Source organism: Paenibacillus allorhizosphaerae, assembly GCF_042659105.1.
Lineage (GTDB): Bacteria > Bacillota > Bacilli > Paenibacillales > NBRC-103111 > Paenibacillus_G > Paenibacillus_G allorhizosphaerae.
In genome coordinates, this window is record NZ_JBHSRV010000002.1 from 85,981 (window position 1) to 111,409 (window position 25,429).

At 46.5% G+C, this 25,429-nt stretch carries 22 protein-coding genes and 2 pseudogenes; 19 read left to right on the forward strand and 5 right to left on the reverse strand.

Going from position 1 to position 25,429, the window contains the following annotated elements; genetic code table 11:
* Window positions 1-98: 98 nt before the first annotated feature.
* Window positions 99-425, forward strand: coding sequence for an ArsR/SmtB family transcription factor (locus tag ACFQI7_RS09100; protein ID WP_218099454.1), 327 nt, complete (start codon window positions 99-101; stop codon window positions 423-425).
* Window positions 426-600: 175 nt separating this feature from the next.
* Window positions 601-2,340, forward strand: a complete 1,740-nt coding sequence (locus tag ACFQI7_RS09105; RefSeq protein WP_218099455.1) for a SulP family inorganic anion transporter — start codon at window positions 601-603, stop codon at window positions 2,338-2,340.
* Between the two features lie 8 nt (window positions 2,341-2,348).
* Here ACFQI7_RS09105 and ACFQI7_RS09110 read toward each other — a convergent pair whose 3' ends face one another.
* The 3 genes from ACFQI7_RS09110 to ACFQI7_RS09120 all read right to left on the reverse strand — a co-directional run bounded on the left by ACFQI7_RS09110 (window position 2,349) and on the right by ACFQI7_RS09120 (window position 4,634).
* Entirely contained in the window at window positions 2,349-3,452 is a 1,104-nt protein-coding gene (locus ACFQI7_RS09110) for a PAS domain-containing sensor histidine kinase (protein WP_218099456.1), read from the reverse strand.
* Window positions 3,445-4,098 (reverse strand): response regulator, encoded by a 654-nt coding sequence (locus tag ACFQI7_RS09115; protein WP_218099457.1) that lies wholly within the window; start codon window positions 4,096-4,098, stop codon window positions 3,445-3,447. Before ACFQI7_RS09115 ends, ACFQI7_RS09110 begins: the two co-directional genes overlap by 8 nt.
* Before the next feature lie 95 nt (window positions 4,099-4,193).
* Window positions 4,194-4,634, reverse strand: coding sequence for a GAF domain-containing protein (locus tag ACFQI7_RS09120; protein WP_218099458.1), 441 nt, complete (start codon window positions 4,632-4,634; stop codon window positions 4,194-4,196).
* A gap of 171 nt (window positions 4,635-4,805) precedes the next feature.
* On the opposite strand from ACFQI7_RS09120, the pseudogene ACFQI7_RS09125 reads away from it, so the two are divergent.
* Window positions 4,806-4,946: pseudogene (locus ACFQI7_RS09125) on the forward strand (Crp/Fnr family transcriptional regulator); the annotation flags it as partial.
* Between the two features lie 6 nt (window positions 4,947-4,952).
* On the opposite strand, the gene ACFQI7_RS09130 reads toward ACFQI7_RS09125, so the two are convergent.
* The gene (locus ACFQI7_RS09130) at window positions 4,953-5,420 is read right to left on the reverse strand and encodes a hypothetical protein (protein ID WP_218099459.1); all 468 of its coding nucleotides are present in this window, start codon (window positions 5,418-5,420) and stop codon (window positions 4,953-4,955) included.
* 233 nt (window positions 5,421-5,653) lie between these two features.
* Here ACFQI7_RS09130 and ACFQI7_RS09135 point away from each other — a divergent pair, with 233 nt between their 5' ends.
* From ACFQI7_RS09135 to ACFQI7_RS09155, 5 genes are all read left to right on the forward strand, one after another.
* A complete protein-coding gene (locus ACFQI7_RS09135; protein WP_218099460.1) occupies window positions 5,654-7,387 on the forward strand; it encodes a sensor histidine kinase in 1,734 nt (577 codons plus the stop codon).
* Window positions 7,362-8,867 (forward strand): response regulator, encoded by a 1,506-nt coding sequence (locus ACFQI7_RS09140; RefSeq protein ID WP_218099461.1) that lies wholly within the window; start codon window positions 7,362-7,364, stop codon window positions 8,865-8,867. The genes ACFQI7_RS09135 and ACFQI7_RS09140 overlap by 26 nt, the downstream gene beginning before the upstream one ends.
* 129 nt (window positions 8,868-8,996) lie before the next feature.
* Window positions 8,997-10,367, forward strand: a complete 1,371-nt coding sequence (locus ACFQI7_RS09145) for a glycosyltransferase family 39 protein (RefSeq protein ID WP_218099462.1) — start codon at window positions 8,997-8,999, stop codon at window positions 10,365-10,367.
* A gap of 299 nt (window positions 10,368-10,666) precedes the next feature.
* Entirely contained in the window at window positions 10,667-11,488 is an 822-nt protein-coding gene (locus tag ACFQI7_RS09150) for an AraC family transcriptional regulator (RefSeq protein ID WP_218099463.1), read from the forward strand.
* A gap of 449 nt (window positions 11,489-11,937) precedes the next feature.
* A complete protein-coding gene (locus ACFQI7_RS09155; protein ID WP_218099464.1) occupies window positions 11,938-15,087 on the forward strand; it encodes an S-layer homology domain-containing protein in 3,150 nt (1,049 codons plus the stop codon).
* A gap of 361 nt (window positions 15,088-15,448) precedes the next feature.
* Here ACFQI7_RS09155 and ACFQI7_RS09160 read toward each other — a convergent pair whose 3' ends face one another.
* The gene (locus ACFQI7_RS09160) at window positions 15,449-15,898 is read right to left on the reverse strand and encodes a carboxymuconolactone decarboxylase family protein (RefSeq protein ID WP_218099465.1); all 450 of its coding nucleotides are present in this window, start codon (window positions 15,896-15,898) and stop codon (window positions 15,449-15,451) included.
* A 320-nt stretch (window positions 15,899-16,218) separates the two neighbouring features.
* On the opposite strand from ACFQI7_RS09160, the gene gap reads away from it, so the two are divergent.
* The 11 genes and pseudogenes from gap to ACFQI7_RS09215 form a co-directional block, all read left to right on the forward strand.
* Window positions 16,219-17,259 (forward strand): type I glyceraldehyde-3-phosphate dehydrogenase, encoded by a 1,041-nt coding sequence (gene gap, locus ACFQI7_RS09165; RefSeq protein ID WP_218099466.1) that lies wholly within the window; start codon window positions 16,219-16,221, stop codon window positions 17,257-17,259.
* Complete coding sequence (locus tag ACFQI7_RS09170) at window positions 17,232-17,423, forward strand: GapA-binding peptide SR1P (protein ID WP_218099467.1); 192 nt, start codon at window positions 17,232-17,234, stop codon at window positions 17,421-17,423. Before gap ends, ACFQI7_RS09170 begins: the two co-directional genes overlap by 28 nt.
* A 6-nt stretch (window positions 17,424-17,429) precedes the next feature.
* On the forward strand, window positions 17,430-18,995 hold the full coding sequence (pckA, locus tag ACFQI7_RS09175; RefSeq protein ID WP_218099468.1) for a phosphoenolpyruvate carboxykinase (ATP): 1,566 nt from the start codon (window positions 17,430-17,432) through the stop codon (window positions 18,993-18,995).
* A 585-nt stretch (window positions 18,996-19,580) separates the two neighbouring features.
* On the forward strand, window positions 19,581-20,690 hold the full coding sequence (locus tag ACFQI7_RS09180; protein WP_218099469.1) for a glycosyltransferase family 39 protein: 1,110 nt from the start codon (window positions 19,581-19,583) through the stop codon (window positions 20,688-20,690).
* Window positions 20,647-21,354, forward strand: coding sequence for a glycosyltransferase family 2 protein (locus ACFQI7_RS09185; protein WP_218099470.1), 708 nt, complete (start codon window positions 20,647-20,649; stop codon window positions 21,352-21,354). The genes ACFQI7_RS09180 and ACFQI7_RS09185 overlap by 44 nt, the downstream gene beginning before the upstream one ends.
* A 22-nt stretch (window positions 21,355-21,376) precedes the next feature.
* On the forward strand, window positions 21,377-21,742 hold the full coding sequence (locus ACFQI7_RS09190; RefSeq protein ID WP_218099471.1) for a DUF2304 domain-containing protein: 366 nt from the start codon (window positions 21,377-21,379) through the stop codon (window positions 21,740-21,742).
* A gap of 20 nt (window positions 21,743-21,762) precedes the next feature.
* Window positions 21,763-22,092, forward strand: a complete 330-nt coding sequence (locus ACFQI7_RS09195; RefSeq protein WP_218099472.1) for an EamA family transporter — start codon at window positions 21,763-21,765, stop codon at window positions 22,090-22,092.
* 6 nt (window positions 22,093-22,098) lie between these two features.
* Window positions 22,099-23,142: a GNAT family N-acetyltransferase gene (locus ACFQI7_RS09200; RefSeq protein ID WP_218099473.1), complete on the forward strand. Its 1,044-nt coding sequence runs from the start codon at window positions 22,099-22,101 to the stop codon at window positions 23,140-23,142.
* A gap of 51 nt (window positions 23,143-23,193) precedes the next feature.
* Window positions 23,194-23,862, forward strand: coding sequence for a class I SAM-dependent methyltransferase (locus tag ACFQI7_RS09205; protein ID WP_218099474.1), 669 nt, complete (start codon window positions 23,194-23,196; stop codon window positions 23,860-23,862).
* Entirely contained in the window at window positions 23,855-24,739 is an 885-nt protein-coding gene (locus ACFQI7_RS09210) for a DUF3473 domain-containing protein (protein ID WP_218099475.1), read from the forward strand. The genes ACFQI7_RS09205 and ACFQI7_RS09210 overlap by 8 nt, the downstream gene beginning before the upstream one ends.
* A 310-nt stretch (window positions 24,740-25,049) precedes the next feature.
* Window positions 25,050-25,280: pseudogene (locus ACFQI7_RS09215) on the forward strand (antibiotic biosynthesis monooxygenase family protein); the annotation flags it as partial.
* Window positions 25,281-25,429 lie beyond the last annotated feature (149 nt).

Below are 25,429 nucleotides of genomic sequence, written 5' to 3' on the forward strand. Positions count from 1 at the left end.
AAATAATTGCAAAAGAAGACGCATTTCGTCTAAAAATGTAACTTGATCTGTTCCTATGGTATGATTAGGGATATTGATATTTTGAGAGGATCAAGTCGATGAATCGTGAAATTCAACAATTTAAGGCAGAGTTTTTCAAGGCATTGGCACATCCGCTGCGCATTCGAATTCTCGAAGTATTATGTGAAGGAGACAAAAACGTCAATGAACTGCAAGCCATATTAGGAACAGAAGGCTCGGCCGTATCCCAGCAGCTTGCCGTTTTGAGGAACAAGAACGTCGTAAGCGGAACGAAAGAGGGCACCTCCGTTATTTATTCGCTTCGCGACCCGCTTATTAAAGACCTGTTGAAGGTCGCAAAGCAAATTTTTGACAACCATCTGGTGGATGCGATTTCGCTGTTGGAAAACATAAGAAATGAGTAAGCAAAGGGAAAAACAAGGTAATCTTAAATGCCGACTAAGATAACCTTGTTTTTGTTTGTTTATCGGAAAGAAACGGGGGGAGCGGGTGTAATTTGTTCATTGACGGAAGAGGATTAGGGGCATATATTATCATTATATTCAAATAATCAAATATATAGATAAAGAAGGAATGGCGATGAAGTGGTCCGGGAGATTTGAAGGGTATCATGCGAATGATTTTCGTCGAGACCTCGTGTCGGGACTGATTGTCGGCATTATTGCCATTCCGCTCGGGATGGGTTTTGCCATAGCTTCCGGTGTAAGTCCGCAATATGGAATTTACACGACGGTGATTGCGGGATTTTTCATTTCGCTGCTCGGCGGTTCAAAGTTTCAGATCGGAGGGCCGACGGGCGCATTTATCCCGGTTTTATTTGCGATTACGATGCAGTACGGGTATGAGAATTTGCTTGTTTCCGGGTTGCTGGCCGGGATGTTGCTCGTATTGATGGGGGTTTTCAAGCTGGGGGCGCTTATTCGCTTCATACCTCGCCCGGTCACCGTCGGCTTTACCGCAGGCATCGCCGTCATTATATTTACGGGGCAAATCGCGAGCTTTTTAGGCCTGAAAGATATTCAAAAGCATGAATATTTTTTTTCAAATATGAAAGAAATCGGTATGCATCTGGCCACGATCAATCCGTATAGCGTTGCGGCAGCCGTCATGTCCTTGGCGATGATTGTCATTACGCCGAAACTTTTTCCTAAGATTCCCGGATCCTTAGTCGGACTTGTTTTGTCCAGCATCGCCGCCGCATGGTTTATGGATGGAAAAGTGGCTACGATCGGATCGACCTATGGAGCCATTCCAAGCTCGCTCCCCGGTTTTCACTGGCCCGATATTACCTTTGAACGAATACAGCAGCTCATTGCGCCCGCTTTTGTTATTGCGATGCTCGGAGGGATCGAATCGTTGTTGTCCGCGGTTGTCGCCGACAGGATGTCGGGCACGCGCCATAGCAGTAATCGAGAACTGATCGGACAGGGGATTGCGAACATGATCACCCCGTTATTTGGCGGCATTCCGGCGACCGGGGCGATCGCCCGGACTGCGACGAATATACGAAACGGCGCCGCAAGCCCGATATCGGGAATGATTCATAGTATAACGGTGCTGCTTGTCCTGCTCGCGTTTGCCCCTTGGGCATCGCGTATACCGCTTGCGAGCATGGCGCCTGTCCTGATGGTCGTGGCGTGGAACATGAGCGAACGCAAGGAATTTATTCATGTATTAAAAACAAAGACCGGCGATTCCATTGTTTTAATGATAACGTTCGTGCTTACCGTACTAACGGATTTGACGACCGCCGTAGGAGCGGGATTGTTGGCGTCTGTGATTTGGTTTATTAAGCGAATGAGTGAAAGCTTGTCCGTTGCCAAAGTGCTCCCGGACCCGGATGCGAGGCATGGAAAGGTTGTCCCGTACATGGTTAGGGAGGGTCATGATTGTCCGCAAATCAGTATTTTTACGGTGGAGGGGGCGTTGTTTTTCGGAGCGGCGGCATTGTTCGAACAAACCGTCATGCGTGCGATCCATTACCGTCCGAACATTGTACTGCTCCGAATGGGGAAGGTACCGTTGATGGATACGACGGGGGAATCCAATCTGTCCAATGTGGTTGAACATTTTCATGGGCAGGAAAGGACCGTTCTTATTTCGGGCATCCAACCCCAGCCCAAGGAAGTGATGCAGAGAACAGGACTGGAGAAGCGGGTAGGGAAAGAGCATTTTTTTGAACATACGGGCGAGGCGATTCATTATGCGTTAACCCGGCTGGAAACCCGTAAATGCGCAGGATGCCGGCATTTTGCCTTTCGGGAATGCGCCTTATTATCGGCCCAGCCTCACGAGACAAAAATCCCAGATGGATCGTGAACATCTTGTTACTTCGGCACGATCAACGTTAATTGCGTTCCCTTGCCTGCTTCGGAACGTATCGTCAATTGCCCGCCTGCGCTGCGGGCCCGTTCTTCCATACTAAACAGACCGACGCCTTTGGGAGAAGTCTCTCTTGAAAATCCTTTGCCCTCGTCTTCGACCCGAACTTCGACGAAACCGTCCGTCTCGTGAATGCTTACGCGAGCCTCCGAGACGTCTGCATATTTGCCGATATTGGTCAGCGCTTCCTGGATGACCCGATACATTGTCGTTTCTTTATTCGGATCCAGCCGTTTCCGCAAATTGCATTCGAAATCGACTTTGATCCCGTAATGTCTGCCATAATTTTCAATGTAGGTTCGGATGGCGGGCACGACTCCCAAGTCATCCAATACCGACGGGCGCAATTCCCAAGCCAATCCGCGTACTTCCTCTATGATGGCCGCGACATTCCGGCGAAGAACTTCAAGTTCTTCGAACTTCGTCTGAGCAATGACCATGTCCATTTGAATCAGCAACGAAAACAAGCTTTGCCCTATGCCGTCATGCAGCTCGCGCGAAAATCGCCTTCGTTCTTCTTCTTGAACTTCTATCACATGCGTCATCATATGCTTCAGTTCGGCTTCGACTCTTTTTAGTTGCGTTACTTCGTTTCGGATCGCAAGATACTGATACGGCCGGTTTTGCTCGTCCAGGAAGGGAACGATGGTTGTGTTGACCCAGTAATATGTGCCGTCTTTCGCTTTGTTCTTTATATCGCCGTGCCACACGCTTCCGGAAGAAATCGTTTGCCATAAATTGCGCATGAATGCTTTATCGTGGTATCCGGAATTGATGATCCGATGATCTTGCCCGATCAATTCATCATACGAATATTTGGAAATCTCGCAAAACTTATCGTTAACGTATTGAATGATGCCGCGGTGATCGGTCATTGCTACGATAGAAGATTCGTCTAAGGCGAATTTGATATCGGTCAGCTGCTTTAACGATTGTTTCAACCCGTCTCGAAAGGCCGGATCGGCGATATGAATGTCCAACTGCTCAGATAAATAGTCGGCGTCTTGCGCAATTAGTTTAGGATTTCCTTTATTGGCATCGTTATTCAAACTGGAGCAGTCCTTTCTTTAATGCATACTTGACCAGTTCCGGTCTCGTTTTTAGTCCCAGCTTCTCCATTACGTTGCTTTTATGCGATTCCACTGTTTTTACGCTGATGACCAGTTGCTCGGCAATCTCTTTGTTGCTGTATCCTTTTGCGATCAGCGATAAAATTTCTTTTTCCCGTTCGGAGAGGGTTTCGTACGAGCTGGCGTTTTCGCCATGCCTCAGCTTCTCTAAATATTCGCCCATCAGCCGCTTTGTCGCCGTTGGATACAAATAAGCTTGTCCGGCTGCGACGGATCGGATCGCCGTCAACAACTCCTCGTGCGGGGCACTTTTTAATATATACCCGGACGCCCCTGCTTGAATGCCGCGGAATAAATATTCGTCGTCGTCGTGCATGGTCAAGATGAGTACGGCGATGTCGGGAAATTGCTGTTTCAATTCCGATGTGGCCGTAAGCCCGTCCTTGCCGTGAGGCATGTTCAAATCCATCAGCACGACATCCGGAAGCAGTACGCTTGCGGCTTGTATCGCCTCGTCACCGTCCGCCGCCTCGCCGACGACTTCGATTTGCTCTTTGCCATGCAGCAGCATTTTCAGTCCAGACCGGACCACGGCATGATCGTCCACCAATAAGAGCTTTACCATGATGAGCCCCTTTCTTCACGGCGTACTGCCGATGGTTGTTGGTATATCCACTATAACAAACATACAACAATTCCGGAAATATCAATGTCCGGAATTCAAATGGTATTGTTCAATAGTAAGGCTATGTTCGGCAAATGGTCGATAATGAGCGTCACATCCTGATTCGTATATTGTTCCAACGAACGTCTTGCCATGAGCAGCAGACCGATAACCGCATTTCCTTGCAATAAAGGAACGACCGCGGCGGATCGCAGCTGTTCTGCCGCGAGCAGCGGACATTCGTTCGATATTTTGCCGTTAGGGTCTGCTTGTTCGCTCCAAATCACCGGTTTGCCCGTACGGAGCGATAGTCCGTCCGGTCCGGCTCCCGGCTTTACCACCATCCTTCGATAGCGGTCGTTCCGGTTGCCGTAAGCATACTGCCATTGAAATCGCTGCCCATAGGACCCGACAAGCGACAATGAGGCGAAATCGCTTGACGTTTGTAGGCACAAGCGATCCAGTTCTTTTGCGATTTGCAGTGCGATCACGGGCATTTATGGTCGCCTCCGTCCCATGAATAAAAGTGAGATCATATCGTCTGATCTTATTGTAGCCCTTCTATTGCCGTTTGTAATTCGGGGAATTCCCTTAAATACGGATCAGGGAAAACCCCTCCGCTGCCCGCGAATACCTACGTGTGCTGTGATTTTTCTCACCAAGATAAGGTATGGCAGCATGGAGATTTGGCGATTGAATTTATGAAGTGGATGGGGCCCATGCATCGTTTGACGGAGGCCAAATTCCGCGATTTGATGATGTTCGGCAAGCCGGGTGCCCTTTGTACCGTGCTTATAGCAAAATGCAGCATAGATTCAACCATTTGTTCTAATCATATAAATGAAGATACCTAGCATCATAGAGCCAAAACTCCCGATACAAAGGATATATTCGTTAAAGAACATTGTGTTCGTATACTGGTTTAAAATAAAGAAACGATATATTTTAGAGTTCGGGTTGGCATCGTCTCCGCCTAGCTCGATCAAAAGTTTATTTTGATAATCGATCTGCGCGATAACGAGGACGACGATCAATAATGATAAAGCGATCGAAAGTATAGCTGCAGGAGGGTTGCCGGCACCGGATTTAGCGAGAAGCTTGACGGACTCTATACAAATAGAGACGAGTAATGCTGCAAAAAATATCAACGCTGTGATGACAAATAGCAGGCCTGGATTTCCGTTCCCTGAAATTCGTGTGGGCGGAATTGTAAACAGGAGTACAAGTAATAACGATATGACACACATTGCAAATGAAACGACGCAAACGATCCGATTCCTCAAAGGACCACTCCTCCGTAATCGTCATGCTCATAACCACCGCCCCGCATCCGTGGACGCTGGCAGTGGCATGTGTATAAATATTTTAAACAACGCCGGGCTGCATCCGGCGTTTTTTTGCAAATGTATTTTACATCTTCGGCTTCTCAATGATAATATTTATGTAATCTATTCATTATTAAACGATAAATTGTATCGTCTCTTTCCCCACTCGCTTGTTTAAAGGAGCCGTCGTCATGCTGCAGAAATGGAGTCTTCGGACCCGGCTATTCGCAATTTACTCGTTGATCGTGTTTCTCATTATTCCTCTCTCCTATGCAATATTTTACCATTATTACAAGTCGATGGCATACCAGACGTTGAACGGTTCGCTGCGACGGGAAGCGACGATATTGGCAGAACAGCTTAGCACGATCATCGATTCGGCGGATTTGCTGGCTATTAATGCGCTGTATAATCCTTCGATCGAGAATTGGATGAAGGAGACGTCGGATTTGAATAACAAGCCGGTGCTCAATGTTTTTAACAAGATGATTCTCGGCCTCAACATCGATCCGGACGGGTTTAACCGCATCTCGATCATTAAAGAATCGGGCACCTTTTTAACGTTTGGCGCAAATTACAACAGGGATCAGGTGAAGAAAAAAATTACGAGTCTCACCTGGTTTGACGATCTTAGCCGAACCGACCGCCTTGTTCTTGCCCCGCACCGGGACGACTGGGATTCGAAAGGGAAAATGGTCGTTTCCGTCGTTCGCAGGGGAGCTCCCGGTACGCTAATCGAAATTCAGATTCCGTATTCTTACTTGGATGCCATACTGTCAAAAGGTAAATACATAACGAACGGCAAACAAGTGATTTTGTACGAGGGAGACCGTCAAATCATACATCCCCTCACTCCGCTTCAACCTCCATCGGGCCAGGAAGTAACCGCCGAGCAAAATCTGCGCAATTCTGGCTGGAAGCTTGTCGTTACGCAGCCGATCGACTTGCTGCTTAAGTCGGTGCGAGAAACCGGGTATTGGATGGCTGCGATCGCGGTAGGACTTTCACTGCTGTCACTGGTCATGTTTTATTTTTTTACGACGAGAACGACAAGACCGCTTGTGCAGTTAAGTCAGACGATGGCGAGACTTCCCGGAGATGCGCGTACGAACGTGGAGCTGGAGAAGCTGTTTGCCCGTTGGGATGATCGGGAAACCCACAATGAAATCGTCCATTTGTACCATGCTTTCAAAGATATGCTGGAGCGGCTCGAGGAATCCAAGCAGCAGGCTGTCGATGCGCATTCTCGGGAGCTGCAGGCACAGTTTCTTGCGCTTCAGGCTCAAATGAACCCGCACTTTCTGTATAACACGTTAACTTTGATCGGCATGCTTGGCATGGAGGACGGGAACGAAGAGATTTTAAAAATAACGAGCGAATTGGTCCAAATGCTTCGCTATATTTCTTACGAAAGCCGCGAGCTTGTATCGTTAAAAGAGGAAATCGATCATACGCTCCGTTATCTCGACATTATGGAAACGCGTTACCGCGGTCATCTTTTTGTTGACGTCCGAATGCAAGGAGATCTTAGCAAAGTATGCGTACCTAAACTTACCGTACAGCCTTTTTTGGAAAACTGCGTGAAACACGGCTTTGAAGGAAAAAAGTATCCTTGGCGCATCGAGCTGAGCATATCCGTTTCGAATACGGGCTGGAGCGTTCATATCCGAGATGACGGGGATGGCTTTGATGCCGAGTATTTGCAGAAATTTACCGCCAAACAAAGCAATTTTAAGCGCAACGGCATGTTTAACGATCAAGGCAGCATGGGGATATTAAACACGTACATCAGGCTGCATCACACGTTCGGCAGCGCGCTGCAATTTGAAATTGGCAATAACGAAGCAGGCGGCGCGTCTATATTTTTGGGTTGCAAGTTGGCAGAGGAGGAAGGCAGCGTTGATCAAAATATTGCTTGTGGATGATGAAGTGGCGATTAGCAGCGGAATGAAAAAGCTGATCGCTAAACTGGACGGGGAAAGCTTTGTCGTTGCGGAAGCCTACGATGGGGCCGAAGCACTCGAGATGATCGAGGAATTCGATCCCGACGTATTGCTGACGGATATGCGTATGCCGCGTATGGACGGAATGCAGCTGCTTCGCGAAGCGAGAAAGCGTAAGCCCGACCTGCTGACGGCGGTCATCAGTGCTTATTCCGACTATGATTATATTCGGGAAGCGATGCTGATGCACGCATCGGATTATTTGCTTAAGCCGATTACGGCCCATTCGCTTCGAGAGCTGCTGGACAAGTTGAAGCAAAAATATGAAGGGCTCTTTCGCAACAAGGAACAGGAAACCGTTGAGATGCTTCTGCAGGGAGCGCCCTCGGAATATTGCCTTCCGGTGTTAAACTACGCTTACTATGCGCTTCTTCTCGTCTGTGCAGGCCCATATAGCAATGGAGTCGTCGAGATGTGCCCGGGTGAATCGTTCTGGCAGTCGCGAATTGTCGCCAGCCGCCTGGAGTCGCTGGAACAGCTTGGGATCCGACATTGGCTTGCTAACGGCGAGCGATCCAATGAACGGCTCGTTGTGCTGGCTTCCAACCGCGACGACGCCGAGGATTGCATAAGAAGGGAACTAGACGATTTCATCGGACAAATTGCGGCAGGCCCCATTCCCGTGACGTTTGCCATCGATACGGGACTGTCGATGAATCAGTTATCGGCAAGCAGCAAGCAGTTGCGAAGAGAATTGCTGCAGTCATTAATTTTCGCGAAGTCGTCACTTTTGTATGTGAAGGACAATGCCCCGAAAGAGACGGACGCGGAGCGTTCGTTTGTGGAGGAAACGGCAAAAGTAATGGAGGCAGTAGGGCAGAAAAGGTACGAATTGCTTACAGAAGAGCTGAATAAATTAACGGCTAGTTGGGAAGCTCATTATGCGACCCAGTACGTGATCTTGCAGACGCTGTATCGCGTATTGGCCGGGCTCGGACAGCTTGGTCTCGACCGCCAAATGGATTTGGAGATGCTCGTGTCCCAATCGCAGAGTTACCATGATTTGAACGAGAAATTATCGCCGTTTTTTTACGCGTTGTTCCAATCGGCCGACTTGGAGTATAAGCCGCCTTCATCGTATAGCGTCGTCGAGCAAGTGGAGCAATATTTGAAAGCGAATTACCGCGAAGCGATCTCGCTGCAAAGTTTATCCCGCGAATTCGGCCTTGTACCGAACTATTTGAGCGTTCTATTTAAAAAAGAAAACGGGCTTACTCCACTTGAGTATTTGATGGATTACCGAATCAACGAAGCGAAGCGCATTATGGATGCGCAGCCTAACCTGCTGTTGAAACAGGTATCGAGCGAGGTAGGGTATGCCGATCAACTGTACTTCAGTCGCGTGTTTAAGAAACGGACAGGCCTTTCTCCTTCCGAGTATGTTCAATCCCGACAACGGTAATTTGTCCATAAAGTCCTGCGATTTGTCTATTTCCATTGCGATAGGCGCTGAATATAATTGAAAGCGTTATCAATGTTAGGAATAGGCAAAAATACAGCGAGTTATAGGCAGATGCGGGGTGCATATGTAGTGGAAGAACGGTTACAGCGTTTCAAAAGCAAGCTCTATCAATGGTTTCACAAATATAAAGATCCGGTATATCGGCAATTTCTGAAATACAAAGAACGCGATATGATTTATATTATTCCGTTTGTACTCCTTTCGCTGAAAGTAAGACTGCAATATTTTTACTTTCTGCTGTCCTCGGAACAAGGTTTTCCCCAGTCTGACGATACCCGGTGGTATATCCACTACGCGCAATCCTTGATTGCAAACCATACGATCGGTCGGGATATGAACGATATTTTGTATATTGGGTATAATTTCTTGCTTGCACTGCTGCTGGCGATATGCAAGGATCCCGTTTACATCATTTTCATCCAGGCTGTTACGGCAGCTTTGTGTGTGATTCTGGTTTACAAAATTGCACAAATGCTGTTCAACCGAACAACCGCCGTGATCGCTTCGTTTATATACTGCTATCACGCTTGGGCTATTACGTTGTGGTCCTCCTATATTCTTTCGGACAGCTTCTTTATTAGTTTACAGCTGTTATGCGTTTACTTTCTTCTGAAATGGATGGAAACGAAGAAGAACAGCTACAAAATACTGTTTTTCGTTATGGCGTTTTATTTGTTCATTTTCCGGCCGGCCGGCATTATCACCGTATTGTTTATGATGATGTATTTATTCATCAATGCCCAGAAGGAAACATGGCTCGCCTTTTTAAGAAAATATAAGTATATTTCGAGCGGTTTACTGGCTGCTGTCATCGTTACGTTTGCTGTTCTTTTTATGGGAGGAAAGCTTGACCCGCTTCTCGCCTCCATGCAATTTAATGCGAAAAAAGTATTGTATAACATTTATGCGAACGGCTGGATTTTTGATAGCCCGTCGCCTCATGACCATCATTTCAAGCCGAATTACAAAATCAATATCATGAACAGTTTAATTATGAGTTTCCTCGTCAATAATTGGGATCATATCATGGTGATTTATGGAAAAAGAGCTGCTGCCTTTATCGGAAGATGGGTATGGTCGACCGATTTGACGAGTCTCAGAGGTATGGTCAAGTTTGTCGAACAAGCGTTCCCGACGATTTTGTTTTTTATCGGGTCTATTGCCGCCGTTTGGAACGGATTGTTTCGAAAGTCGTCCATTGTATGGCTGATCATCGTTAATGTATATATTTTTTGCATTATCTTCTTCATTGACGGAATGTACAGATACAAGGCGCCGGCGATCCCGTTTATTGCGGTCGCGATTGCTTACGGAGGGGATCGAGTGATCCGGGGAGCCATCTTCATTGTAAAATATGCATGGATGCGATTAGGGGCCAAAGGGCCGGCATCGGCCGGTCAAAGTCTTTCTGCTGAATTGAACAAAGTGCAGTCGGGTTAATTATAGCTGCGAATAAAATAAGGAAGTCGATGATAAGGCGCCAGTAGTATGCTGGCGCTGTTTGCATTTTTCTACGTCAGGGAGAAGCATATGATAAATATATATAAATTGGAAAATAGTTAATTGTCCATAAACACCTGCGATTTGTCTATTCTCGTTCAGATACTCGAGAGATATAATTTATGAAAGCGATGCCATTATTTAACTTCTTATCAACGAAAAATAGATGTATGTGCCTCTCCTAGTTATTTGTAGGAGAGAATTCATATGCATGAAAAGCAATGAGAGGAGTTAGGCCCTTGTTACCCTATAAAGCATTTCCAGCCCAAGGTAGTGAGCATCTTTCTCTTCCGCTCCGACTATGTTCCATTGATTACCATCGAGAGCCGTCTGTTACGAATCCATATAGCTTTAATGTTTGCCAAGTTATTGTTGGCATTAAAGGCAGGGGGGTGATGCGTCTTCACGGAGAAAAAGAATTCGTTCTGAAAACGGGGCAGGCTGTTATTATTAAGCCGGGAATTACACATGAATTCCAAAAGCAGGACGAAGCATGGGAGACGGCGGCCGTCTGGTTTGATTGCAATCCGTTTGTACTATCACAATTTCGCTTGCGTGCCCACAAACCTTTGGATCTGCATTCTTCGAGTAGAGTGATGGATCTGATTGAACGATTGCAGCGGCATACGCAGTCGGAAGAGGGAACAGCGTTAAAAACGTCGGAGATGATTTATTCGCTGCTGCTGGAGATTAAATTGCAATCCGAAAGTTTACAGCAAAAAGCGTCTTACCCGGTGCTGACCACGCAAAAAGTAATGGATTATATTCATAAGAATTACTCGCGAAAGCTCAACCTCGACGAGTTTTCCAGAGTATTCGGGTATACACCACAGCATTTAAACCGTATATTCAAAAAGGAATCAGGCTATTCTATTTATCAATACATACTGAAAGTACAGTTGGAACAAGCAGCGGATATGCTGGGGAACGAAGAATTCACGGTAGAGCAAGTAGCCGATGAAGTTGGGATGGAGTGGCGTTCCTTTTACCGATTGTTTCAACGAAAATACCAAGCGTCGCCCGGAGAGTTCCGGAAACATATTAAAAAAACATCAAGCTGACACACGAAATCCCTACGGCGAAAAAAAAGCCGTACGGGATTTTTCATTTATAAAGCAGAAAAAAGCATAAAAAAAAGGTTCCCATTGGGGAACCTTAAGAGTATGAAAGCGCGATCCGAGGAGGGAGGCGCTGAAAAACCGATAAATAACGAATTACCTTTACAACATGAATTATAGAGCAGGAATCCTGTAAAAAACATGTTTAAAAGAAATATGCTATATGGTTATTCTGAATGCTTCTTTGCTCTAATAACTAAACAACATTCTTTTGTTCTTTTTCACCATATTTAGGTTCAGTCCGTACATAACAATAAACTACTGATTTCGATACACTGAGCATAGTGTCATGAAAAACGTGACGGATGGGAGTGGAACCATGAATTTACGCTAATCGATTGAATTCCAAATTCCAACATTCGAAGCACACTAGAGGAGGAGAAAAAAAGAATATGAAGAAAAGTTTATCTGCTATTTTATCCCTGGCTATGGCGTTCTCGATGTTTTCTTCCGTAGCGTTGGGCGCAGAAGGTGAAGGTGATGCTGACGCAGCGAAAACATCCGCTAACTTCAGCGACCTGAAAGATCTCGATGCAGCAACAAAAGCGAAGTTTGACGCAATGATTTCCGCTGGCGTCTTCGACGGCGTTAAAGAAGGTACGTTCGGGCTGAAAGAAAAAATGAATCGTGCACAATTCGCAAAAGTTGCGGCTCTGATCTTTGGTCTGAAAGTTGACTCTTCCTTGAAAACTTCCAGCTTCACAGATGTGAAAGCTGACGATCCAGCTAACGGATACGCGCTTCCTTACATCGAAGCAGTAAAAGCAGCCGGTATCACTGACGGTTATGCTCCCGGACAATTCAACCCAGCTGGCGAAGTAACGAAAGAGCAACTCGCTACTTTCTTGATTCGCGGTCTGAAAAAAGATAAAGACGCTCAAGCAACTCCAGGTGTTGCTGACAAAACCGTTTCTGACTGGGCTAAAGGTTATGTTGCACTTGCAATTCAACTGAAGCTTCTGAGCAGCGGTACTGACGGCACATTTGGTGGTGCTTCCGCAGCAACTCGCGACCTGCTTGTTACTTCCGCATACGAAGCTCAAATCCAATATAAGAACTTGAACAAACCGGCTAAAGCTTCCGTAACAGAAGCAAAAGCAGCTGGCGTGTATACGGTTCAAGTAAAATTGGATAGAGACGTTGACACGAAGAAAGCAACACTGTCCTTGAAAAAAGGCAGCACTGATATCGCAACTACTGTGAAGTGGGACACCAACAACTCCACTGCAACGTTGACATTGACTGACTCCAAAATCTCCGCTGGTGAGTATTCTGTAACTCTGGGCGGCTTGGATGCAAAAGATCTTGACAAAACCGTTGCAAAATTCACCGCTGAGAACGAAGTACTGAAGAGCATCGACTTCCTGAGCGCGAACGACACGATCGCTTACTCCGATAGCGTAGTACTCAAGCTGGCTGCTAAGAACCAATATGGCGAGAAAGCTTCCTTCTCCGCCGGCGGTTACAGTGTGTACGGTGTTGATAACGGAAGAATTACAAAAGCAGACGACGGCACATTGCTGCTTAAGCTTGATACAAAAGAAGAAAAGTATCAGCAAGGTGTAACGATTATCCCGATTACAATCGTGAACAACGATCAGTATCTTACGGTGTCCAAGAGCTTCAAGTTGGGTACGGCTCCGATCCTGTCCAAGCTGGAACTGGGCGAAGCGCAATACTCCAACACGGAAGCAAAAGCAATCACTTCTAAGGGCGAATCGGCTTCATACGAACTGAATCTTTTCGATCAATACGGCGGTATGTTCGGCTATGATTCCAACCTGCAAGAAATCAGTAGTAATGCAAGTGAGTGGAAAAATATTGTCAATGTAATCTGGAATGACTACGTTGGTGACTCGACAGGCAAATCGGTAATCGAGCCGAGCTTCGAAGACAATGGCAATAATATTCCGAGAATGAAGCTTACTCTGACTCAGAATATCGACAAGTCTGCAGATTATGGCTTTACTGTAACGACGCAAGCGGCTACGGCAACCGGCAAAGTGAAGGTTCAATCGGCGAAAGTGGCGACAAAGGTTGAGATTGGCGACTTTAACGATGTGATCGCTGTCGGCGACAAGGACGTTTACATCCCGGTCATTGCATACGATGCGCAAGGAAACCAATTGACCTTGGATGATTTGACCAGCGACACGAACCGCGATCGTATCCAAATCACCAGCTCTTTTGCTGAGCAGAAGATCACTAATTCTGGCGCCCACAAAGGTAGCATTCACTTGAAAAACCTTGATGGTGTAAGTAAAAATAGCGCAATCTCGGTAACGGTAATGATCGCGACGCCGAATGCACAAAGCACCTCTACAAGAACGTTTACGGTAAGTGAAGCTCGTTATCCGGAGAAGATCAAAGAAGTGGTTGCACCGGCAAAAGAATATGTTCAAGGTGCATCTTCCAGCTTTAAGTATGTTCTTCTCGACCAATTTGGCAAAGAAATGAACTACCAGTCGTCTAGCGTAACAAACGAAGTATATATGACTCTTGAGGGCAGCAGCAACTTTAGACTGACGAAAGACGATGATTCGCAAGAAGGAACTCGCTACGAAACAACTATGTTTAATGCTAACAATGAATGGGATCCGAATTCCTACAAAGCTTTCAATGAAGGGTTCAGAATCGTTGCAGATACTGCTGCAGCTGCTAGTGATAAAGCAAAACTTCGCATTGAGATCCGTAAGAACGGTGTAACGCTTACTAAGACAGAGAAAGAACTCGGAATCACAGCTAACAACGCGGATCTGAACTATAGCGTGAAGGCTCTGAACACGATCATGAATACACGCGATCACGCGCTTACTAGTGCGGTTAGCAGCCCGAACCCGCAACCGGTAGTTTCCGTTGGTGGCGATGGATATCTAGCTCCGGCTGGATCAGTACCTGGAAGATATGTAAAGGATTCTGTAGTACATGTAGTGTACAGCCCGTTTGCCAAAGAGGTGGAGCTTGTCGTAACCAACTCTTCCGGAGATAAGGTGGCCGTACCGAGAACCGTAATTAAAGGCGTTACCTCCTCGGACAATGTTTCCTTGCAAATCGGAAAGGATGCCGACAAGTGGCGCGCGATTGGCTATAAAACCGGAACTGCAATTCTTAGCGTAACGTATGTAAACCAAAAAGGCGAAATGAAGACGGCCAATCAAACCGTAACAGTCAAGGGCGATCGCCAGAAAGTCGAGTCGCTTACGGCCGGCAAGAAGCGGGTGAAAGCTTCTGCAGGAAGCACTTATAAAATCGCCGACGCTTACACTGGGCCGCTTTCCAAAGGCTTGATGGATCTCAAAGTAGCGGATCAGTTCGGCATCGTTCTCGATGGCATTGATGTTTACGATTATAATTATGTGTTCGGCATTACCTTTATCGCTACCAATATTTCGCTGAAAGGCGCCTTATCTGCAAACCCGGCAGACAACGAAGTACGGATCAACGGCAACGATGTTTCTATTGGCAGCAATGTCGCCGGGTTTGACTTGACGGCCGTCGCTCCTTCCGGACTGTCTGTCTCTACGGAAGTGAATTCGAATTAACACAGGTTTATTTGACGAAAAAAATGCGAATCAGCAAACAACAATAGGGAGCCCTTGGAGGCTCCTTATTCCTTTTTCTGCATGCCTAGCCAAGCTAAGCATAAATATTCGGTGCAAGTCTGGTCGAGGAAAGATTAGCTGATAGGCAACTGGTGGAGAGATCCTAAGTGAAGCCCTGAGACAAAGTAACTCCTATGGCGAATTGAATTATTTCGAGGAAGCTTAATGGTCATCTAATTAATTCAGACAATCGACATCGAACTTTTAGTTCTGCAATAAAACAGGACTTTATTTTAGTATTTACGCTTCAAAAAGGGATCCGAATCGGCCCTCTCAATAATAAGTCACATAGCTTTCAATCCTACCTAACGAAACACCCCGGGTACATGCCGGTAGAAATGCTGATTCGATTCCAGCAGTTAATGACGTTGATCGCCATAATTAATTTGACATACTCTTTTTCGTCGAAATGTGCACGAACTTTCTCGTATACGTGCTGCGGCACTCCAGCCTCGGAAACCTTGGTGACGTATTCGGTCAGCTCGAGGGCCGCTTTTTCTTTATCCGTATAAATAGGTGTATCCCGCCATGCGGTCAGAAGCACGATCCGTTCGAGACTTTCCCCCGTTTGAAGCAAGTCCTTCGCATGCATATCGATGCAAAAAGCGCATCCATTAATTTGCGAAGCGCGAATTTTGATCAACTCATATAACGTATGGTCAATCCCGCTATTTCTTGTAAATTCCTCGAACTTCAACATCATCTGCAAAACTTCCGGGTTTGTACTCGTATAATCCAATCTTGGTTCCATTTGCCATGCTCCTCCGCCAGTTCTGATTTTGGTCTTACGTACTTAAGACGGGATAGCTTATTTTTTTGTGACGAAATGAGGATAGAACATTTAAAAATAGTAAACCGTGTACGGAAAAAAACTTGACTTTAAGATAATAAACATATCCTGCGACTTGAGATGCGAGGGATTATATTGCTCATTTGTACTTTATAAAATATATAATGCACATTAATAAAAATATTTTTTCTCTAACTCCAACTAAATAGTATGTACAATATAATTTATATAATGTACACTAATAGATGAGTAATGCATATTAAATGCAGGAGGGTTAGATATTGACATTCGCCGTCGGAATAAGCGGAGTAGGTAGAATAGGCAGATTACTGGTCAGAAAAATGTGCTCGGAAAAACAACCGTATCAATTGAAAGCAATCAATTGTATTTATCCTGTTGAAACGATCGCGCACCTCTTGAAATATGATACGGTGCACGGGAGATGGGATGCAGACATTTCCATCGTCGACGGAAAGCTTGTCATTAACGGAGAAGAAATACACATTATTTCTGAGCGCGATCCGGCTCATATCGCATGGCACGGTTTCGACGTAAGTTTGGCGGTAGATGCTACCGGTAAGTTTAACAACAGGGAAGGGGCTGGCATGCATTTGGCCGCAGGTGCATCGCACGTGCTAATTACCGCTCCGGGCAAGCGTATGGATTTTACAGTGGTGATGGGTGTTAATGATCATCTATACGATCCCCGAAAGCATCGATTGTTATCGACGGCTTCGTGTACGACCAACTGTTTATCTCCCGTCCTGCATATTTTGGATCAAGCATACCAAGTTCGAAGCGGGTGGATGACTACGGTTCATGCCTACACATCGGATCAGAACCACTTGGATAACCCGCATAAAGATCTTCGGCGAGCACGTGCATGCACGCAATCGATCGTTCCGACGACGACCGGCGCGGGGACAGCGCTAATCGATGTACTGCCGCATTTGACTTCGCGAATTCAGGGCGTTTCGCTTCGCGTTCCGACGCAGGACGTATCGCTTGTTGATTTGACGGTGCAAGTAGCTAAGCCCCCGGTTAGTCTGGAACAGGTGAGGTCGCTGTTCAAGACAGCATCCGAAGGAAGTATGTCTTCTTACGTAGGTTACTCTGAAGAACCTCTTGTATCCGCTGATTTTATAGGTTGCTCCCATTCCGCTGTCGTCGACGGGCAGACGATGATGGCGATGGGCGACCAGATTAAGGTGCTAGCTTGGTACGATAATGAATGGGCATACGCCTGCCGCGTAACCGATTTTGTACGGACCATAACGGAAAGGGTGAATCAACTATGCACAACGCCTCTCCTATTCCAATAGAACTGGGAACCATCATTTGCAAGCATTGCATGTCGGTAATCGGTACGATCGATTCGGAAAAAGTTACGCTATATTACTCAGAATGTCCGGACAGAGATTGCATAAATTCGCGGATAAACTTTGATAAAAAGGAATACGACGCTAATCTTCGGTTGGAGGGATGATGTAGCATGGAGGCCAATGTACAGCAGTTGCAGGTTGAACCCGTTCATTATAATTTATCCGTCCCCCGGTTGGTGGAACTGGCAGTCGAGCGAAAAGAAGGCGTCTTATCGGAAACGGGCGCGTTGCACGTATTTACCGGCAAATACACCGGGAGGTCTCCTAAGGATAAATTTATCGTCAAAGAACCGTTCGTGCTGGACAAAATCGATTGGGGGACCGTTAACCAGCCGATGACGCAGCAGCAATTTGATCGGCTATACCGAAAAGCGCAGCAGTACATGGCGGAAAAGGAGCTGTTCGTTTTTGACGGTTTCGCAGGGGCAGATCAAGAACACAGGCTTCCGATTCGCATCGTCAACGAGTATGCGTGGCATAATTTGTTTGTACACCAGCTGTTCGTCCGCCCAAGCAGGGAAGAACTGCTCGGACATAAAGCCGAATTTACCGTCGTCGCGCTGCCCGGCCTGAAAGCGGACCCGGCGGTAGACGGTACGCGCACGGAAACGTTCATCAGCATATCCTTCGAGAGAAAGCTAGTATTGATCGGAGGTACGGAGTACGCAGGGGAGATGAAGAAGTCGATATTCAGCGTACTGAATTATTTGCTCCCTTCCAAAGGCGTGCTGCCGATGCACTGCTCGGCAAACGTAGGCTCATCCGGCGATGTCGCCTTGTTCTTCGGTCTTTCCGGTACAGGAAAAACGACGCTATCCGCCGATCCATACCGTCAATTGATCGGGGATGACGAGCATGGGTGGACTGAAGCGGGAGTGTACAACTTTGAAGGCGGCTGCTATGCCAAATGCGCTCATCTTTCTCAAACGAAGGAACCGCAAATTTGGCAGGCTATTCGATACGGCTCGGTTTTGGAGAACGTCGTGCTTAATTCGAAGACAGGTACGGCGGACTATGACGATACGCGGATTACCGAAAACACGCGTGCAGCGTATCCGATCGATACCATCCCTGAAGCGATAATTCCGGGAGTAGCCGGCCATCCCCGTGTAATCATTTTCTTAACGGCTGACGCATTCGGCGTATTGCCGCCGATCGCCAAGCTTACGAAAGAACAGGCGATGTACCACTTCCTATCCGGCTATACTTCGAAACTTGCCGGTACGGAGCGGGGTGTAACGGAACCGGAGGCCACGTTCTCCGCGTGCTTCGGGGCACCCTTTCTTCCGCTGCCGCCTACGGTTTATGCGCAAATGCTTGGCCGGAAAATCGACGAGCAGCAGGTGAAAGTGTATTTAGTCAACACTGGCTGGACGGGAGGGCCGTATGGCGCTGGGGAGCGGATGAATTTATCGTATACTCGGGCGATGGTGACTGCGGCGCTGAACGGTTCGATTGAGCAGGCCACTTTTACCGTAGACCCGGTATTCGGACTTCAATGCCCTGATTTCGTGCACGGGGTGCCAAGCGAAGTTTTACAACCGTGCAATACATGGCGTAACAAAGAGGCGTACGAGATGGCTGCCCGCGAGCTTGCAGAACGGTTTATCCGTAATTTTCATCAATTTTCAAATGTAGATTCCCAAGTCGCCATGGCCGGGCCTGCATTTAAATAGAATAGTGTATTTTATGAAAGGCATACTGCCCGCTGCAGCATGCCTTTTCTTTATATAACCGTGAACTCGAATCCCGATTATCTTAATCGATTTCCAATTCATTTCTTACTTAACGACTTTCACTAGCTTTACTCTATAAAAACAAGTTCCTTATTTTTACAGATGCAACCCTCGATTCTTCTATAATTTTAGCACTCGCTTTCGAGGTCAGAATACTCAATATTCTCGACATTTTTCGAGTTATTTTTTATTAAAATACTTAAATATATCTTGCTCTAATGCAGATATATATGTCATAATTATTACATCAGATATAACCACATACGCCGTCTGGAGCTGTTGCAAAAAGTGTACGAACGATATAAAGAATACATGAGGTACGTGCACCAAATATACCGAAAATGCATGGACGTCGGTTATCCGCTTTTCCTGAAATACAAGGATCTAGAGTTTCTATATATTATTCCATTTTTATATCTGTCTCTGAAAGTGAGATTAGATTATTTTTTTTATTTGAAGTCGTCTGATATAGGCTTTCCCCAGTCTCCGGACTCCCAATGGTACCTCGATTATGCACGCGCTTTGATGACAAGCTTCAAGATCGGTCTGCACATGGACGATATTTTATATCTCGGTTACAATTTATTGCTAACCTTGCTGCTTGCCGTTTTTAAGGACCCCATCGCGATCATTTTCATCCAGGTCATCGTCGCCGGACTGAGCGTCATTCTTGTATATAATATTGCACGGATGCTGTTCAACAGAGTAACGGCTGTCATTGCGTCATACTTTTATGCCTATTCTTGGGATATTACCCTGTGGTCTACATATATACTATCCGATAGCTTTTTTATAACGCTTCTGCTCCTAAGCATCTATTGTCTGTTGAAGGCGATAGATACGAAGAAAAAGAAATATACCGTACTGTTTGTACTCATTTCTGTGCTCATGCTTGTGTTTAGGCCGGCGGGCATCATGTCCGTTGCTTTTATTATGCTGTACATCGCCATTATTCACCGGAAAACGATGACGGCATTTATCGTTAAGTACAGGCTTGCCATCGGAGGAGTCGTTACGGCGGCGGTTGTCGCTTGTATATTCCTCTTTTTAAATCACAAGCTCGATCCGCTGATCGAATCCATGCAGTTTAACGCCAAGAAAGTTCTGTACAATATATACGCCAACGGTTGGATCTACGACAGGCCGTCACCTTACGATTATAAATACAGGCCCGATTATACAATTAACGTATTGAACAGCCTTATCCTTAGTTTTATAATTAACAACTGGGATCATGTATTAATCATATACGCCAAAAGAACCGTGGCCTTCCTCGGTAGATGGGTGTGGCAGACGGATCTGCAAAGTGTAAACGGTATCATAAAGTTTGCGAAGCAGTCGCTGCCGACTGCATTGTTTATGACAGGAACCATCGCCGCGATCGTCAACAGGCTGTTTCGAAAGGCATCCGTCGTGTGGCTGACCATATTCGCCGTTTTCGTATTTTGTATCATATTTTTTATTGACGGATTGTACAGATACCGCGCGCCCGCAATGCCATTCATGATCATTGTGGCCGCTTACGGAGCTGACAGAGGGATTCGCTTGGTTTGGATCGTTGCCAAAATAATGATGGGGAAGCTGAGCCGCTATGGGAGAAGAAAAAGTACTGATTGTAGTTCCGGCATTCAATGAACAAAACAACATTTTGAAAGTAATCGGCGATATAAGGGAAAGTATTCCCGATTTTGATATTCTCGTCGTCAATGATTGCTCCCTGGACGGCACGTCGGCCAACGCAAGAAAGGCGGATGGCGTCAAGGTCGTCGATCTTCCGTACAATTTGGGCATTGGCGGGGCGGTACAGACCGGCTTCAAATACGCATATGCGAATCAATACGATTACATGGTGCAGATTGATGGCGACGGCCAGCATATTCCAAGAGAGGTCGACAAGCTTCTGGACGCCATGTCGCGCAGCGGATGCGATATGGTGATCGGGTCAAGGTTTCTCGATATCCAGTCGTACCGAACGACATGGACCCGCAGACTCGGTATCAAAGTGTTTTATCTTTTGTTCAGGCTGCTGATTCAGACGAAGGTAACGGACAGTACTTCGGGCTTCCGGATTTACAATAAGAAAAGCATTGCATTGTTATGCCGGCATTATCCCGACGATTATCCCGAGCCGGATGCCATCATTCTTTTGAAAAAACACGGGCTCACCATCAGCGAAGTGGGCGTAGAGATGAGAGAACGCGAACACGGTTCATCTTCCATCACACCGATCAAAAGTCCATACTACATGGCGAAGGTGATCTTATCGATCTTCTTTTCCTACACAAGAACAAGGTGGTGAATGGGTAGTGGATGGCGAACATATGTATAGCGTTCAAATTATGGGTGTTGCATTCAGCCTGATCATCATTGTTTCCGTGTTTTTAATGGTTAGAGCCCGAATGATCAGAGAAAAATATTCGCTCGTGTGGTTTCTGATCGGATTGTTTACGCTCGTGATGTCGATTTTTAAAGGCATGATGGATTGGTTTTCGAATTTAATCGGCATCGATTATGCGCCGTCGGCTTTCTTTTCCATCCTGATCGCCAGCGCCTATTTGCTGCTGCTGAACACGAGCGTTAGCATTTCGAGCTTGAAGATGCATAACAAAGCGCTTACGCAGGAGCTGGGATTAACCAAACTCAAGCTTGAGGAGCTCGAGAAGAAAATGAACGAAGGTGAATCATAATTAATTACTTGATGCTTTTATTGAGCGTGTCCATGACGGTGGCCGCGCAAACGCTGCTCAAACTAGGCAGCCGAAACGTTAACTTCGAAGGCTCGATGATTAACATCTTATTAGGATATATGACGTCGCCATTAATCGTAGGCGGATTCGCGGCTTACGCTCTGGCTGCAATTATATGGGTATATTGTCTGTCCGCGTTTGATCTCAGCTACGTTACGTTTGTATCCAGCGTACAGTACATTTTGCTCATCTTGGTATCGCTGCTCATCTTTCAGGAGCATATCAGCGTCATGAAATGGGCGGGGACTGGTTTTATTATGATCGGTGTATTTTTTTGGTTGAAAGGATAAACTTTGATGTTCAGGTGTATCGCATATTCGGAATCAATGAAGGACGAATGGGATCAATTTGCATGGACCCGAGGCACGGTATTTCATACGACGGCATTCAGACAAATATTGATTGATTCTATTGGGTATAAGTGCAGCTACCATGCCGTCCTGGACGGAAAAAACCGCTTGTGCGCCATCATTCCGCTTGTGATCGGACGCAACCTTGGGTTGAAAAAGGCAGCGGTATCGCTTCCGTTCGCCAATTATACCGACTTATGCGCAGACAGCGAGGAAGCCTTTCGATTTGCCGTTGAAGCGATCGTACAATTGAAAGCAAAACTCGGATTGAGCTATATCGAGCTGCGGCTGAAGGATCAACGCTTGGACGGTTCCGTTTGGAGCGCCAATCTCCATAACTATACGTTTATGCTCCCACTCTCGGATGACGAGGAGAAGGTATTGTCGCTCTCCAGCGGCAGTAACAGAAACCATGTACGCAAAGTATACAAGAACGGCTGGTTCGACGTTTCTTTTGACAAGAACCGATTGGATGATTTTTATAAAGTATATGTCAGAAGAATGAAACAGCTCGGAACGCCGGCGCCTGATATCCGATTTTTCAAAAGCTTTTTCGAATACTTGCCAGAGCATTCGTGCCTGCTTACCGTGCTGGACAAGCAGACCGGTCAAGTCATTGGCGGCATGCTGCTTATAACGAGTCCGGGTAACGCAACATTGTATTATCCGTACGGCGCCAACTTGACGGAGTACAATAACAAGTATTTGAACAACTTTATGTATTGGGAAGCCGTAAAGTTCGGTATACGAAACGGTTTGAAATATCTTGATCTGGGGCGATCGCCCAAAGGATCGGGGACATACAAGTACAAAGAACAATGGGGGGCCGCACCCGAGCAGCTCCGCTATTTGGTCTATGACGGCGGCGGGGCCGGTGCAGGTCCTCCCGACAAGCAGAGCTTGAGCTTTTTTATAGAACTGTGGAAAAAGACACCCGGATTCATTACCGATCCCGTGGGCAAGAAGCTGATTAAATATATTTTGCCGTGACCGTGACCAGCAACCTATTACATGTTTTCGCCATCGGAGGATGCAAATCATATGAGTAACCCGAATAACTGGAAGCAGTACTTTGACCAAAAGGCCGCAACACATGGAGCGTCTGTCAAATCATCCGATTATTTCGACGACGAAAGCTTTTTTATGCAGAGAAACAACACCCTGCGGTGGTTGGGGGATTTGAAAGGCAAGGAAGTGCTTGATGCCGGCTGCGGAGTAGGTGCTTTTAGCGAACCATTGGTAAAAGACAATACGGTATACGGCGTCGACTTTTCCGTGAAGAGTCTCGAGTTTGCCGCGGAACGCGGTCTTGTCACATCGTCGCAAGACTTGACGGCATTGAATTTCCAGAACGGCAAGTTTGACGTCGTGATGTGCATCGGCGTGATTCAGTTGATCGAACAATACCAGTCTGTCATCCAAGAGCTGGCTCGGGTCACAAAACCGGGCGGGACGCTGCTAATCCAGACATTGCATAATGGCTCGATTCAGCGGAAACTGCTCAAGTTGTTTGAGAAAAGCAAGAAGTTCGACAAAATGTACGCGATGGATGAATTGAGAGACGTATTTGCCAATCACGGCTTTGAACATATCGAATTTTTGAAAATGTATCATCCATTCAAGTTTGTAGCAAGCAGCCGCACCGGCGGGAACGTATCCGATGCGTTCTGCACCTCGTTTGCGATAAAAGGGAGTAAGAAAATTGACTAGGCAGGCTGCTCTTAACGAGACGCATCACCGCATAAACAATATGCTTACATTTGATATAGAGGAATGGTTTCACGCGAATTACGACCATATCAATCCCGATGATTTCAGAGGCAAAGGCTCCAAATTCAGGGCGCACATGGATGCGCTTTTGGAAATGTGCAGCAATACTGGCTCCAAAGCGACGTTCTTCGTACTCGGATGCATTGGGGAAGATTACCCGGATGTCGTGAAGGCTATCGCGCGGGAAGGGCATGATGTCGCATCACACGGCTATGGGCACCAACTGGCATACAAACAAACGTACGATGAGTTTAAGGCCGATGTGAAAAAATCCGTCGATATATTGGAAGATCTAACCGGAAGCAAGGTATTGGGCTACCGGGCGCCTTCCTGGTCGATTGTGGAAAGCAATCTTCACTATCTGGAAGCGCTCGTGGAACTCGAAATGAAGTATGACGCCAGCATTTTTCCGGTAAAAACGTTCCTGTATGGCATCCCTACGGCTCCGACCGAGATCCATAAACCGCGGGTAGACGGCATAGAACTGGACCTTTACGAAGTACCGATGTCGGTAATGAAGCTGGGCGGACGCAATATGGGCTATTCCGGAGGCTTTTATTTCCGATTTTTCCCGACGTTTTTTATTAAGCAGGCCATCCGGTCCGCCAACCGTCAAGGCAGCAACTCCATCGTATATTTGCATCCGCGGGAGATTGACGCAACGGAACAGAAGCTGAGCTTGCCGTCGAAGGAGCATTTTATCCATTATTACAATGTGAGCGGCACGAAAAAGAAGCTTGAACATATATTGAAAAGCTTCAACTTTACTTCCGTATCGGAGCATCTGAAGCACAATTACGGTTTGGATGTGCAGTGACGGTTGTACGGGTAAACAAGCTAAAGAGAGCACTTTTAACGCGGTTGAGCGTCGAGAGTGCTCTCTTGCCGGCTTAGCTGATGATTTATAAATCTTTGGCTCGAATGGTCCATTGACACAAACGCAGATTGTTGCTATACTCAATTCATACATAGCACATCGGAATATATGGTTATCTACCGGATAAACCGGAGACCTCCGCCTTGTTTGGCGTCAGGTCTCTTTTTTTGCTTTTTATGGCCGTTTTTTTTATAGCGGAAAGGTGGAATGAAGATGATTGCTTCCCTTATGGAGAGCAACGCGCTCGAGGCAGCAGCAAGAAGGCTTTATCGACGCTAACGTGATGGTGAAGAAAGCAAGAAGAGGCGATGAAGAAGTCATTGTCATGATCCGCTGGGAATCGGAAGAAGCGTGGAAGAAATGGGAGACGAGCGAGGTTCATCTGGAAGGCCACAGACAAAACAGAGGCAAACCAAAGCCGGAGCATATTATTAGCACCAGCCACGGCAACTATGAAGTGAAAGTAATCAAGAAGCCGTAACGCATTTCGCGAAATCGTGAATCCATAGAAGAGCAGGTACGATGCGAATCGTGCCTGCTCTTTTTGAAGTGACTCGGCAAATGGCATCATGTCCCTATATGAAACTATTATCGATTCGCTTTCGTCTAATAGGAGGGACAGGAGAGGAG

Coding starts and splice junctions, on each gene's coding strand:
- ACFQI7_RS09100 (WP_218099454.1), top strand. CDS start 99: ATGAATCGTGAAATTCAACAATTTAAGGCAGAGTTTTTCAAGGCATTG.
- ACFQI7_RS09105 (WP_218099455.1), top strand. CDS start 601: ATGAAGTGGTCCGGGAGATTTGAAGGGTATCATGCGAATGATTTTCGT.
- ACFQI7_RS09115 (WP_218099457.1), bottom strand. CDS start 4,098: ATGGTAAAGCTCTTATTGGTGGACGATCATGCCGTGGTCCGGTCTGGA.
- ACFQI7_RS09120 (WP_218099458.1), bottom strand. CDS start 4,634: ATGCCCGTGATCGCACTGCAAATCGCAAAAGAACTGGATCGCTTGTGC.
- ACFQI7_RS09135 (WP_218099460.1), top strand. CDS start 5,654: ATGCTGCAGAAATGGAGTCTTCGGACCCGGCTATTCGCAATTTACTCG.
- ACFQI7_RS09155 (WP_218099464.1), top strand. CDS start 11,938: ATGAAGAAAAGTTTATCTGCTATTTTATCCCTGGCTATGGCGTTCTCG.
- ACFQI7_RS09160 (WP_218099465.1), bottom strand. CDS start 15,898: ATGGAACCAAGATTGGATTATACGAGTACAAACCCGGAAGTTTTGCAG.
- ACFQI7_RS09170 (WP_218099467.1), top strand. CDS start 17,232: ATGCACAACGCCTCTCCTATTCCAATAGAACTGGGAACCATCATTTGC.
- pckA (WP_218099468.1), top strand. CDS start 17,430: ATGGAGGCCAATGTACAGCAGTTGCAGGTTGAACCCGTTCATTATAAT.
- ACFQI7_RS09180 (WP_218099469.1), top strand. CDS start 19,581: ATGACAAGCTTCAAGATCGGTCTGCACATGGACGATATTTTATATCTC.
- ACFQI7_RS09185 (WP_218099470.1), top strand. CDS start 20,647: ATGGGAGAAGAAAAAGTACTGATTGTAGTTCCGGCATTCAATGAACAA.
- ACFQI7_RS09190 (WP_218099471.1), top strand. CDS start 21,377: ATGTATAGCGTTCAAATTATGGGTGTTGCATTCAGCCTGATCATCATT.
- ACFQI7_RS09200 (WP_218099473.1), top strand. CDS start 22,099: ATGTTCAGGTGTATCGCATATTCGGAATCAATGAAGGACGAATGGGAT.
- ACFQI7_RS09205 (WP_218099474.1), top strand. CDS start 23,194: ATGAGTAACCCGAATAACTGGAAGCAGTACTTTGACCAAAAGGCCGCA.